Genomic DNA, 14,900 nt, shown 5'->3' on the forward strand with positions numbered 1-14,900 from the left:
TGCAATGAAGTAGATCTAATGGCAGCATAGTCATAGCTCTCTACGCTATATCTACAATGGCTTGACAAAACACACTTTTTTTGTTAATTACGGCTTGAAAAGTGAATTCGTCGTCCGTACAGGTGGAAAATTTAAGAAAGAACTTACAAACTCTTTTGGAGAGTAAGTAAAATCTTGCTTTGTACAGGCCTTAATGATGACATCATCATTGATCTGTCCATTAGGCACAAACAACTCTTGATAGCACTCATTAGGCATGTCATCAATGACAGAAAGTTTTGCTAGTTTTTTACCTGCCACCTTTTGCAGCGCTTTAAACATGACAAAACATGTAGTTGCCTTATAGTAATAATTCACTATATTTTGGGTTGTGAGCTTATTGCCAGCTAATTTCTTTTCACTCAATGCCTCGCAATATAGCTTAATATCTTCATCGCTCACTAACTCTATAAGTTGATCTTTAGCGCTAGGATTGCTTTCCATACAAAAGTTGCGATAGCTGGTATTAACCTTATCGAATAATCCCAACTTAAATAAATGAGCCATAACTCTTACATGAGCCTGATACCACTTCATATAAACTACCCGCTGTTGACTTATTGAATGAATTAAATAGAACCGTAGCACTAAATCTCACTATCAAGTACTACTTTGCCTATTAAATTTCCCATCAAATACAATGCTCGTCCGTAAAAAACTAACAATTTTGTTAAAGTAAAAATGTTGTGAGATCAACAGATTAATCACTCTGTGATGAAAAAATGTTAACTCTTATGAAAGCTATTGGTGCCATTATTACCATTGTCTGATAAGCCATTAATGCAGCCACTCAAATGGATCCCACATGATTTTTCATGAAACCTATTTTGCCATATTGATTGATGCCAAGAAAGTTTTCACAACTAATAAAATCAAATCAAACCAACAGCGCCACTAGAGAAACTTTCTGAAAGTCCCTTTACTGTCCTACCCCAAGCTCCTTCCCGCCTACCTACCTGCCAGCCAGCCTAGCTGTCGCAGCGCAGATATCCTTAAGGCAGATATATTGGTAAACGAACTTTTGAACCTTTTACTAACACCTATGACGGCCAAAATACCTATACTGCCTTTTCCACACTCTAAAACCGCCTATATGAGCAGCGTTCTTTAACTTTTAACTCACTAAATCAGCTTAAGTTCCAGTGTTGTTTTTAGGGCTACATATTTATCATGTTAAATTTATGCCTTGTTAAACCCCTTGTTTATCACAAACTTAAAAAAATAAGGTCGTGATAAACTATAAGTTTTTATAGAATGTAGCCCTAAATAATTAGGGCTACATACAAATGTTCATAGAATATAATAAAATTAATGGTATTGAGTACGGTAGATTAAGGATGTCCGTGCGTAAAAGCGCAAATGTATCTCACGATGTACGTCAAGAGAGATCTCGATAAAAAATCAAAAAAAACATGCTCACTAATGAAAAATAAATAATGGCCCTGAATAATGAGCAGTTATTCAAGATAAACTCGTAGTAATAGTCAAACTCCTGCGCTATTTGACCTTAACAAACGCTGCTAAGCGTTTGTAGTGTTTTGACCTTTAGGTCAAAATACGAATCAAGTCATAATACAACCTCAAAAATAAACAATAATAATCAAAAAAATTGGGTGTGCTATGATGTATCAGCCCTCACACCAGGTGCTAAAAATAAATTAACTAGAATCCATTACATTAGTCTCAAACGATTTAAACAACTGGTTAATTAATAATCAAGCAATATTGCTTGCGCCTACACAAAACGCTATTTATAACTGCTGAATCAGCTAAGCTCTGCTCAGCTTAGCTTGAAAGCGTGACAGCAGTAACCACTAAGTAAGCTCAGTCTGTGTTTCCCAAGCGTAGGGCCTTAGTAGTGACACAGGATATAAACACATTCAAGCAAGCATGTAGTTGCCCAAATAACACTTGCTCAAAAGCCTTTTGATACTACGAATAACTCAAAAGACTCAACTATTAACAACAACCAAAATAATCAGCTTATGCACTGACTAAAACTCATAAGAAAGCATTAGAGCAAGACTATCGTGGGACTATCGACATGCGTTGCATATCGAGGCCAAAGGCGACAATCAGCGGCAGTGCAAATTACGATCTAAGTGCTAATTGCCACTAGCTAACCTAAGATTCCCTAAAGTGCAATATTTGAGATCACCTCTAGGGCGAAGGTTGTTAGGGCAAGATTCTCGTGGGGCTATCGACATGCTTTGCATGTCGAGGCCAAGGCGAAAATCAGCGGTAGTGCAAATGACGATCTAAGCATCAAATTATTCAAAACAAACCATATGTTACTTTAAAGGAAAGTACAACGCTGTAGGCGTTATAGTACTAGCCTTTCCTTTTAGCCATCATGTTCGCCATATAGGAAAGATTCCTAGACAAACATCCCGAGTTTGCTTTAACCGCAGCGTTAACCATTTCCTCAGTTGGGTTAAGTAATTGCTCACCTGCAACTTTAAATTCTCGCACTTTGTCAACAAACCTAAAACGTTCAGGATGCTTATTTTTGTAGTCCTGATAAGTCTTATTTCGTTGCTCCATAAGCTTAGCTTCATCTTCAGGAGAATCGTATCTAATGCCAGGCAAAGAATACTCAATGCCGCTATGATAATACTCATAGTTGTACTTATGAGCTACATCATCAAGAACCAGGTTAGCAGCTTCTAAAGAATAACAGTTATACAATTTGAGACCATAAAAATTCTTTAAAGTATCAAACAATGATTCAATATGAGGATTGTCATTGCTATGGTGCGGCCTACTATAAGTGAAGCCAACACCATACTCTTTAAACAAATCAACAGTTTGTTTAGCTCTCATAGGGCCACCATTGTCTGAATGTATGAACAGTCCAGACTCAGCACTAATAGAGGCTTTTTCGAAAGACTCTCTAAAAAACTCAACAGCTAAATCAGCATGCATACTTTGATAAAAGCGCCAATTGATCAACTTGCGACTATATAAATCCATAACCGCAAAAAGATAAACATCGGTATTGTTGTTGTTCATCTTAAAGGTTGAGATATCCCAAACCCAAACTTTATTCTTAGCTGAAGCTACCAGAGCTTTTCTTCTTGCACCTTCTGGAACATCAACTTTCTGTGGCTTGGATTTGCTCTTTTCCCTTCGGTTAGGATTAGATAAACCAAGATCTTTAGCATATCTTTGCCAACTACGTAAAGAACCGACAACAATATTATCATCAAGTAAGGAGTAGTAAATCTGAGAGATACTTTTTGTAGAATTCTCAGGTTTAAGAAGCTCTTCCTTTATAAACTCAACATCTTCTGCGGTAAGGGCCATAGCTGTTTGCTTATTAGTAACACTGTTGTCTGGCTTTTTACGGTCAGGACTACAGCGCAAATCAGAGCCTTCAGGATTATTGCGCCATGAATAGTATCGATAATCAGATATGCCAAGAGCTTTACAGGCTTTCTTTAAAGGCAATCCTTTTTGTGTTGCTTCCTGAATAAGCTTCACGATTTTTTGGCGATCTTGAGTTGAAACAACGTGGCCGCAACGTTCACTTATTATTGACCCAAGATCGCTTGAACTTTTTTTATTAGTTCAAGCTCGACTTCAACTTGTTGGAGTGATTTATTGGCCGCTTTAAGATCTTTGATCTCTTTCTGGCTTTCCAACTGGCGCTCTTTAAAATTCAACTTTTCACAAGCATATTGAGCCAAGGCTTTCTCATACTCACAACTTTTCTGCTTGTAGAGAGCAATCTCATTAGTTAAAGCCTTGAACTGACTGTTTTTATCTTCAAGATGAGCCTTGCTAACAACAGTCATAGTTAATTTGTACCAACTGCCAAATTTCTTTAACTCATCAATAGATAGCTGACGCTGTCTACAGAAAATAGCGGTTGCCTCAGAATCAAAACCTGATATCTGACAGTAATTGTAAAAGCTGTAAGCCTCCTCGATATCTTTAGTGTTTAAAGGTAGAGGAGCTGGCTCGTTAATACTGCCTCTAATCAGAATTGCACGAACTGAAGTATAAGGAAGACTTAGTTTTTCAGCAATTGCTGGTACAGAAAGACCGCTCTTATGTAAGTCCACAATTTGCTGAATTGTTTCAGGGGTGTAATTTCGCTTCTTACCCATAATGATAACTACCTTAAAGAAAGAGCATGTATTTTAACCGATGCTTCTTAAAAGATGTCGCAGCTAACGTCTATATTTATATTATGGCGTATAATGCCTTAGGTCGTGTTATAGATAAGAATAGACTGATATTTAAATCACGCAAGTATGGTACATATCAGTATGACATATCTACAGGTAAAAGGATGTCTCCTTCTGAGGACTTATCTATAACAGTAACTCGCAAGAATGCTAAAGAGAAACTTATAGTTTGTCACAACCTTATTTTTTTAAGTTTGTGATAAACAAGGGGTTTAACAAGGTATAAATTTAACATGATAAATATGTAGCCCTAAAAACAACACGGGAACTCAAGATCAGGCTATCACTTATTTTGGCAGGCAAGCCTACACAACAAAAACATAATTAAGCCTAAAATGGGCATACTTCTAATCCATTAAATCAAAAAAGCTTAGACCTTTTTAAGATCTAAGCTTTTGGATATTAACCTACATGGTCATTTAGCTCTTTGCAGTGCTCTATTTTGCACTAGTGCTTGAACTTGCTCTGCTAGTAGTAGTAGTAGTTGTTGTTGTTGTTGCCCCAGCTGTAGCTGTCTTCTTGGCTCTGGTAGCCTGTTTCTTTGGCTTGGTTTGAGCGTCCTTAGCAGCCTCAATAGCCTCGTCAGCTTTAGCCTCAGTTGAAGCTGTAGCAGCTAGATTTTTAGCTCTACCTTTAGTAGTAGTGGCCTTAGTTGCATTTTTAGCTTTTGGCTTAGACTTAATCTCGGTTGTATCATCAACGACATCAGCCTGCTGCGCATTCTTTGCCTTAGCACGAGTGGCCTTAGACTTAGCTTTAGGCTTTGGCTCGGCTTCGATAACCGCATCGGCACAAGCATCGCCTTCAGAAGACTCTAAGGCAATTGCCTTTATGGCTTTGCTCTTAGTGGTGGCAGACTTGCTCTTTGAGGCAGCCTTGGCTTTTGGTTTGCCATTAGTGGTAGAAGAAGAGGAATCAACAAATTCCGTTGCAATTTTTTGACTTTCCAGATTTAAAAATTGATGCAATTCCTCATCATCAAGTAAGCGCATGTTATCCATTATTAAATGGATAATGCGAATATTAGTTTTAGTGAGGCCTTTTTCATGAGGTCTACGACGTGAAAAAGCAAAGAAAAAGAATTCTTCCTCTGCCTCTCCATAGTATGCATTATCTTCTGATTTAATAATAGAAAAAACTTCTTCTCCAAAATAATAATCAACAACATCCAATTGATTATGTGATAAGCGCTCACCACATAATGCCATTATAAAGTTATTGTAATTGGCGGTATAAGAGACATAGTCATCTTCATTAAAATAAGGAATTTCCATATGGTTAGGAGTGCCAAGATTTTCAAAAAATTTGACATCTAGGCATTGAAGAACTTTAGGGGTATCCTCTAACAGATCCTTATACAATTTAAGAAATCTTGCAATCCCACAATAATTCATTATTGAACCTAACTCTGAGTCTAAGTTCTTATATTTAAGACACAGACTTTCTAACATAGTAAACAGGTCAACTATCTCAGAAAGATATGACTTGTATTCGAAACGTTCACTGAGCAACACATTGCCCTGCCAAATTAGTGCATCTAAATTACGAATTTTTGCAAGATTAGAACTCAAGAACTTAGCTAACTTGAACACCATGTTGTAGGTAGTATTCAAACAGTCTTGGTACTCTTCAACTTGCTTCACTCTAGTAAAATACAACACCGTCCTTACAAAATACTTGACTAACGCAATCAAATCGTATTTTAGGGTTAGGGAGTAAGGCTTAAGCATTAAATTCAAAATGCTATTAACAAAGAAAGGGTTACTACAAATGTGCTTATTTATAGCTTGCTCATTAGCATAGGTTTGCAAAAACCGCTTATATGCAATAATGACAACATAATTGAAATTTCTTAGTAGCGAGTTCCTATTAAAAATCAAACACAAATTGTGTAAAGATTGGACAAAATCTTCTTTAGTGGCTAAATTGATATATGGAATAGCACATTTGATAAAGCTGTACATATCTTTAGCCGATACAGCCAAAAATGTTTCATGCACACACTTATAGAAATTTCGTGTTAACTCACTCTCTGCCATACCATCATCAGTCAGATCGTTTTTTACTGAGTCAGCAACTTTTAACTTTAATTCCTCAGGGACATTCTCTAAGTCCATTAACGCATATTGACTTAAAACCATAATAGGAATCGAACATACATTGTTTATGCTATTAACTACTAGCGACTTACTAGCAATAAAAGTTTTGAATGTTTTAGAGATAAAGTTGTCTATCTCAGTTGTTTTATTTGCCAACTCTTTGCTAATTTGACAAATCTCATTGCAAGCTTGTATGAAGCTAATACAGCTCTTATTAAGGAGTAGCTGCTCTGCTTTGGTAAGAGATGGTCTATTGCTTGAAGCATGACCTGTAGCAAGGCTATCAGCAAGCTCTTGATCGTATTTATTAGTCTTGCGCAACATGTTGGCCATATAGCCATCTTCATAGAGAAGATGAATGTCGCCTTGCAAGTCTAAAATTAATAATAAATGATCAAAGCAAGCTTGATGACACTCAATCAATGCTTGGAAAGTCTCATCCTTTAACAACTTCTCATAAGTAGGATAAAGATTTTTGACTACATACTTTTCTAAATAAGATAAGTCAAAAGCAAATCTCACCTTAGGGTCTGACATCAGCTTAGTATTAGCATTACAAATTGACTTTAAGTAAAAATCATTGTAGTGCTCTACTAGGTTAGATACTACACAGAACATGTCAAAGTAAACATTAAGCTTTCTACTAAAGACTATTGGCTGAGGATTATTAATTACCTCATAAGCTAGCAGTTCATGGACATCTGATAGCTTATACAAATCACGTTGAAGCCAACTTGGGGCACCACAATCATCTATATCAAAGACAGATTCTTCTTTAATTGGATAAGGCAATGTTGGTGTAGCATAATTAAGGCTTGGGCCATAAGACATGACAGAACTAACAATGTCTGCAAAATTTACAGAACGAGGATGGCTCAATTTTGTATTCTTATATGATGGTGAAAAATGCGCACAAACCTCATAAATATTTGTTGGCAGGGATTCTACAACAACGTTAATAATCTCTTTATCATAAGAGATAGGTTCAGCAAGACCCTTAATTAGATTCAGATCAAGACCAAGTAAGTTACTAACATTGGTAAACAATTTAACTTGCAAATAAGAAAGCTGCATAAAAGGCTCATAGAGATTGAAATAGTAGTACTCAACCTCCCAACTATTATCCTTGTTAGTACAATGATAATTAGGCTTTAAGCGAGTAAACAAATCGCAAAAATAGCAAATATATTGATATAAGGCATTATTGCGCACAACATAAGCCTTAACTAAGGTATTAATGTAGCTAAATTGGCCATTACTCTTAAGAAGCTCTGTTCGTGCTGACTCAAAATCACTGCAAGCTAATACAGCATTGTCATGCAAGCGCACTAGATCATCGCTATTAACAAGCTCTAAAGCCTTATAATTAGACCGCAAATCATCACATCTAAAGCAATTAAACAGATACTGACGGCGCTGGGCAACTAGCAATAAATTCATGCCTAAAAGATCAATAACTTTTAGTAAACCAAAACCTGAATCTAGATTGCTATCGATATTAAAATAATTAATCTTTTTAGAGGTTAAAGTACTCTTAGGTACTGAGCTTTGGGCTTTATTTCCAGCATTGACCGATATGGATTGTCCATAATATGATTCTGCAATGGTATCTTGCGCTAGTTCACTGGTAAAAATAAGTTTTTCATCATCAAAACTATCAAAATCAGTTAGCCTAGAGAGGATAAAATTATTTTTAATTAGGTAAGACTTAAGGTTAAAACGTATGAAAATACCTACAAAGCCTTTAGGTGAGCCATTAAAAGCTTGCTTTTTAACAGCATTAGCAAGGACATCACTTTTAAGTTCCCCATTAGGCTCAAATAATACTTGGTAGCAACAAGCAGGCATCTCCTCGATAGCAGCTACGTAGTGTAATTTAATACCATCAACATCTTGCAGTGCTTTAAACATAGCAAAACCAGCAACTGCCTTATAGTAATAAGTCACAATAGTGTTGGTTTTAAGAACATTTTTAGCTAACTTTTCGGCATTCAAGGCATCGCAATAGAGTTTAACATCACCCTTAACCACTAAATTCAAAAACTCCTCATAAGCACTTGGAGTTCCTTCAAGACAATACTTGCGATAGCAGGCATTAACCTCATCGAATAAACCCAACTCAAACAAACGTGACATTACTCTTAAATGAGCCTGATACCACTTCATAAAAACTACCTGCAGCTTACTTGTTAACTGAAATAATTAAAGAGCATAAAGGCACAAAATCTTATTGCCGTGACCGACTTGGCATCCCTATGCTCCATCAAAGACTATGCTTTTAGCCAAATACCTAACTATTTTGCCATATTGGTTAATGCCTAGAAAGCTTTCACAACTATTTAAATCAATATCCCAATAATAGCTACTTTCTGAAAGTTCTTTTACTGTCCTACCACAAGCTCCAGTCAGCCTGCCTCAGGGCATATATTTACAAGGCTGATATAGTGGTAAACGAACTTTTGAACCTTTTACTAGCACATATGATGGCCAAAATACCTATACTGTCTCCTCCATACTCTAAAACCGCCTATATGAGCAGCGTTCTTTAACTTTTAGCTCACTAAATCAGGCTATCACTTATTTTGGCAGGCAAGCCTACACAACAAAAAACATAATTAAGCCTAAAATGGGCATACTTCTAATCCCTTACATCAAAAAAGCTTAGACCTTATCAAGATCTAAGCTTTTTAATACTAACCTACAAAGTTATTTAGCTCTTAGCTGGGCTCTTTTTAGCACGAGTGCTAGAACTTGTTTTGCTAGTAGCACGTGCTGTAGCAGCCTTTTTCTTTGGCTTAGCCTCAGTAACCTCGGCAGAGTCAGCTGTCGCAGTAGCTTCGTTAGCGCTTGTGGTGGCTACCTTTTTAGCCTTACTTTTAGTAGCGGTGGCCTTAGTGGTGATCTTAGCCTTAGTTTTTTTCTCAGAAGCTTCTTCGTCCTTTTGGGCCTTAGAGCGAGTGGTCTTAGCTTTAGCTTTAGCTTTAGGCTCGGCCTTAGTCTCAGCCTCAATAGCATCAAGAGGCTCACTAATTACATCGGCTGCGGCTGCGGCTGCGTCTTTAGTGGCTGCCTTTTGGGCTTTGCTCTTGGCAGATACTGTAGCTTTGCTCTTAGTGGTGGCAGTCTTGATCTTGGCTGTGGTGGCCTTAGCCTTAGCTTTGGCTTTTGCCTTAGCTGTAGAGCTAGAGGTTGAGGAGTCAACAATTTGTGTTGCAATTTTCTGGCTTTCGAGATTTAAAAGCTGATGCAACTCCACATCATCGAGCTGACGCATTTTTTCCATTACTAAATTAACCATGCGCATATTGGTTTTAGTAAGAGCTTTTTCACGAGGCCCACGACGGAAATATCTGGAGAAGAAGAAGTCATCATCTTCATCTTCATAAAACGATTCATCCTCATCTCTTACAAAGAAAGCAAGTTCTTCACCAAAGAAATGATTAACCACGGACAATTGAGGTTTCGTTAAGCGCTCGCCAGCAGACTCCACAACATGGTTAAGATAATCCTGATTAATAGAAATGTACTTTTGCTCATCAAAATAAGGCCAAAAATAAGCTGAGCTTGTGCCCAGATTTTTAAAGTAACTTACATCAATGCACTGGAGAACTTTTGGGGTATTATCTAGCAGATCTTGATAAAGTGTAATCCATCTTGCAATATTGATAGCGCTATTGAAGTCCTTTAAACCACTGTAGTTGAGCATAAGCTTGGAGAATAGATGTTGCAACATAGACAAAACGTCAATGATCTCTGACATATACTCCTTGTATTCAAACTGCTCACTCAACATTGCATTATTTTGCTCAGCCATTGATTTTAAATTCTGAACTTTAGCTATATTATTATTGCAGACTTGAAACAATTTGTGCACCATGTTGTAGACAGTATTCAAATACTCCTCGTGCTCATCAACTTGCTTTATTCTGGTAAAAGCCAACACCTGGTGTACAAAGTCCTTTACTAGCGCAAGCATAGTATATTGTATGCACCCAGATAAACGAGCAAGCATCATAGACAAAGCACTATTAACAAAAAGCATGTTTTGACTGATTTGCTTTAGAATGGCTTCATTATAGTTGTGGCTTTGTAATAAACGCTTAGCGGCAACCATGACAATATAGCTAGTATTACTAAAAATACATTGCTCGCCACCCATCACAATCACACCTTGCAAAGATTTGGCAAAGTCTTGCTTAGTTTCTATATAGGAATAAGGAACGATCAATTTGAGCTGGCTATTAAGGTCTTTGGATATCATGACCAATATGGTTTCATACAAACATTTATAGAAACTTTGAGCAGCTTCATTCGATGAGATATCAAACAAAGATCTAAGATTGCTAACCTTATTGGATAGTTCATTATCTGATGAAAAGCCAACGCTTTGCTTTAAATCCTCAGGGACATTATCTAAGTTGAGCATTAGGTATTGGCTCAAAGCTCTAAGCGGCACTAAGTACAAATTATAGATCGTGCTAAAAAATTGAGTTTTTGTGGCAATGAATTGGCCATTTTTCTCATTTAAGAAATTATCAAACTCAGAATTTTTGTTAGCTAACTCTTTGTTAATTTGGCATAGCTTATGACATTCTTGGAGGTAGCTAATGCAGGTCTTGTTAAGTAGTATTTGCTCAGCTTTGCTTAGAGTTGGCTTATCGCTTGTAGCATGGCCACTTTCAAGGCTATCGGCAAACTCTTGATCGTAATTGTTAGTCTTACGCAACAAGTTAGCTGTATAGCCATCCTCATAGAGAAGGTGACTTTCGCCTTGCAAGTCAAGTATTAAAACCAACTTATCAAAGCAAGCCTTATGAGTCTCAATTAATTGACTAAAATCGTCATCTTTTAACAGCTTTTCATAGCTAGGATATAGAGTTTTTTCCCAATCGACACCGCAATTAGATAAATCAAAAGCCACGCGTAACTTGATATTTGAAGTTAATTCGCTTGAAAGGAGAAACAAGTTTTTAAAGTAAAGATTATTAAAGAGCTCTACCATGACAGACATAAAGCTAAACATATCGAAATAGCCATTAAGCTTTCTGCTAAACTTTATTGGCTTAGGATCATTAATTACATCATAGGCGAGCTTTTCATGAACCTGAGCGATATTCTTATTATCCGACTCAACCAAGCTTGGATCCCCATCATCATCTATATTGTATGGAGAGTTGACTTTAATAGGATAAGGCAATGTTGGAGTTGCTTTATTAAGGTCAGAACCATAAGAGAGACAAGCATTTACAATGTCTTGAAAATTAACCACACTTGGATGGCTTAGCTGCGCATTCTTAAATGATGGTGCAAAACTAGCACAAACGTCATACATACTTGTTCGGAGCAAGTCTATAATATTGCCCATAATCTCTTGGTCAAAAGAGACTAGCTCAGTTCTTCCCTTAATAAGACTAACATCAATAGCCAGCAAATCATTGACATTGTTCAATAACTTATATTGCAATTGAGAAAACTGCTTAAATGGCTCATATAAATTATAGTAATAGAAACTTACCGCCCAAGAAGAATCTTCGTTAGTACAACTTGTGTTTGGAGCCAAGTCTTCAAACAAATCACAAAAATAGCAAAGATATTGATACAAGGCATCAATGCAAGCAACATAGCTCTTAACAACTTCAATAACATCAACAACTTTGCCATCGTTGCTAATGATACTCTTTTTAAGTGCATCAAAAACACCACAGGCTACTACAGCCTTGTTGTGCAGGCTCACAATATCATCGCTCTTAACGTGCTCTAAAGCCTTATAATTAGAGCGCAAATCATCCCTGCGATAGCAATCAAACAAATACTTTCGGCGCTGAGCAACCAACAATAAATGCATACCTAAGAGGTCAAAAACTCTTAGCATGCCAAATCCTGAATCTAGCTTGCTATCGATATGAAAATAATTGACCTCTTTGGCAGTTGAATTCTTGCTTGCTAAAATTCTTGGTTTTTTCTGTTTAGACTCTGCCTTTATTAATTCCTCCACCATGCTTCTTGAAATTGTAATTTGCAACTTACTTTGGCCCATGCTAAAGAAGAAAGGGCCCTTATCATTAGGAGCCAACGAAGGCAGAGCAAAAGCATTGCTTGTAATATATGAGACAATATCGAACTTTACAAAAACACCTACAAAGTCTTTAGGTGAGCTCTTAAAAGTTTGCGACTTAACAGCTTGCATTAAGACATCATTTTTAAGCTCTCCATTTGGCTCAAATAGCACCTTGTAATACATGTTTGGCATCTCATCTGATGCATAAATGCGGTCAAAATCACTTACAGAGACCTTTTGCAGTGCTTTAAACATGGCAAAACAAGCAGTTGCCTTAAAGTAGTAAGTCATTATATTGCTTGTAGTAAGCACGTTTTTAGCTAACTTTTTAGCACTCAATGCCTCGCAATAGAGTTTTATATCATCGTTGATCACTAAAGCCAAAAGCTGCTCATAAGCATCTTTAGTTTCTTCAAGACAATACTTGCGATAGCAGGAATTAACTTCATCGAAAATTCCCAACTCAAACAATTGCGACATAACTCTTAAATGAGCCTGATACCACTTCATAAAAACTACCTGCTTTTCCTTATTGAACTAATTACCAAGCGCAAAGCCACAAGGGCACAAGGGCACATACGACTTTGCAAAGTACTACTAATATGAGCCAAGCGCTCCAAGAGTAAGACTTTACTACCAAACTTACGCCTCATAGCCTATTGCATCATAATTACTAATGTTTTAGCAATCCATTATATTACAAAGATGTCGTTCACCCAGACATAGGGGAGACAATTGGTTATTTATCAAAATATTCGTAGCTTTAGTGGATAAGCAACCACAATCCTCTATAAATGACCTCCAAGAGGCAAGCAAAGTTGCTTATTTAACGTAAATATTTGATTGTCTCCCCTATGTATGTTCACAAGTTAAACTATGTTAGCCATGTACCAACTAATCAAAGCTCTTCTTATTAGCAATTTGCCTTGTAAGCTTATTTGCCCAGGGATTGAATGCTAGTACTAGATTTCAAAAGTTCGTCACCCCCATGAAATGATGATTAAAGCTATTAAATTCTAGGTTTTGTAGCCTTAGAACAGGGGGCAAAATTTTTGAAACCCAGTACTAGAGAGATTTCTTTTAATGGTTTTGCTCTTAGATGGATTGATGGAAAGTTGTAAAGAAGTGGTAGCTCATCTTATGAGCCTTGGTAAGCCGTGATTGTAGGATTTGTTTTGGGAGGAAAAACGTAAGGAAGTTAGGAGGTTAGAGCTTTAGGGCTAGGCCTGAGCGCTGCCTAGCCTTGGAAAATGGATGACTGAGGATATTAGGTTAGATGGCTGATGCGTGTGATGGCTCTATAATGGCTTGAGCCTTGGTCTTCTTACCTTCAAGTAAGATTTTTCTGGTAATAAAGTTAAATACCATAACCACAAAAGTAGCTACTAACTTACCAATGATATAACTAATAGCAAGCACCTCTACACTAAAGTACATAATGCCGTTGTTAATCAAGAGGCCACATACTGATAGGGCCATAAAGATAACTAATTGAATAGCACTCTTAGTTTTAGTTTTCTTAGTATTCTTATGAGCGGTAAATACCCAAGCTATACTGAGTAAATAGTTAACAATCACCGATACAATAAAGGAAATAGTAGCTGAGGTGAGATAATTAAGTCCTACTTTTTCAGTAAGTAAGAGTAATAAGCCAAAATCAATAACAAAGGCTAAGCCACCTACTAGAGCAAAGCGCATAATTTGCTGTAAAAGCTTGTTGTGCATTAGAGTATCGAGCATTTGTCCCTCTTGCCTGTGGCAAAGTAATAATTGTCCCAACAAAAGCCGTGCTATCAACCTAAAGCTATAAGTTAACTCTTGTTAAGATAAAGCCCATATAATAGCACTTTTCTCTAGCATAATCTCTTTTTCTTAGCAAAAAGACAGCAAAGAGCCCTCACCTTTTTCAATTAGCAAACAGCCTCCATACCACTCAGGCTAATCTGGCTATTCAGGCCATATAAGCCATACAGGCAAGTCAGGCTAATCTGGCAATCCAGGTTAGCAATTAATGCCAGGAACCCCCAAAGCAATAAAAGCTACCATGCAGCAAAACTATATCCTACCAACCTAACCTCCTGCCAACAGCCCTATAGCTCCCTATAACCATATAACCTCACCAAGCTTCCAGCTTCCTTTAGTGCTTACGTGCTTGCCAAATTGTATGCTTGATAATTTACCTCAAGCTTGATAGGTCTTTTAATAGTTTCATTGCTAAACTTCTGAACCTGACCTATCAATCACCATAGTGTCTGCCACACTCACAGAGCCGTAAAAGGCTGAGAGCTTGCCCAGCTCTTGCTTTTGCTCTTGCTCTTGCATTTGGTTTTACCTTGAAGGCCTGAGAGAGCCAGAGTAGCAAAACGCAAGGTTCTGCCTTGCTCATGCTTTGAAGTGCAAGCTTGTGCGCTTGCAGGTAAGCTTGAGAAGCTTTAGTTATCTGTACTTAAGCAGTACGATTAACTTAGCATCTTTACCTTTAGGGGGTATAGCTGTAGCTTGTTGGTTAAT

The 14,900-nt window shown here is 37.2% G+C and carries 6 protein-coding genes; all 6 read right to left on the bottom strand.

Features of this window, described 5'->3' with window-relative positions; genetic code table 11:
- Positions 1–87 precede the first annotated feature (87 nt).
- A complete protein-coding gene (locus MXE38_RS04555) occupies positions 88–576 on the bottom strand; it encodes a hypothetical protein (protein ID WP_246912471.1) in 489 nt (162 codons plus the stop codon).
- Between the two features lie 1,794 nt (positions 577–2,370).
- Positions 2,371–3,576 (bottom strand): IS3 family transposase, encoded by a 1,206-nt coding sequence (locus MXE38_RS04560; protein ID WP_348647358.1) that lies wholly within the window; start codon positions 3,574–3,576, stop codon positions 2,371–2,373.
- Positions 3,573–4,151: a hypothetical protein gene (locus tag MXE38_RS04565; RefSeq protein ID WP_246912494.1), complete on the bottom strand. Its 579-nt coding sequence runs from the start codon at positions 4,149–4,151 to the stop codon at positions 3,573–3,575. Before MXE38_RS04565 ends, MXE38_RS04560 begins: the two co-directional genes overlap by 4 nt.
- Before the next feature lie 518 nt (positions 4,152–4,669).
- A complete protein-coding gene (locus MXE38_RS04570) occupies positions 4,670–8,497 on the bottom strand; it encodes a hypothetical protein (RefSeq protein ID WP_246912497.1) in 3,828 nt (1,275 codons plus the stop codon).
- Between the two features lie 544 nt (positions 8,498–9,041).
- A complete protein-coding gene (locus MXE38_RS04575) occupies positions 9,042–12,899 on the bottom strand; it encodes a hypothetical protein (protein ID WP_246912499.1) in 3,858 nt (1,285 codons plus the stop codon).
- Between the two features lie 762 nt (positions 12,900–13,661).
- Positions 13,662–14,129, bottom strand: coding sequence for a GtrA family protein (locus tag MXE38_RS04580; RefSeq protein ID WP_246912502.1), 468 nt, complete (start codon positions 14,127–14,129; stop codon positions 13,662–13,664).
- Positions 14,130–14,900 lie beyond the last annotated feature (771 nt).

It is taken from the genome of Anaerobiospirillum sp. NML120448, from assembly GCF_023050945.1.
In the GTDB taxonomy this organism is placed as follows: domain Bacteria; phylum Pseudomonadota; class Gammaproteobacteria; order Enterobacterales; family Succinivibrionaceae; genus Anaerobiospirillum.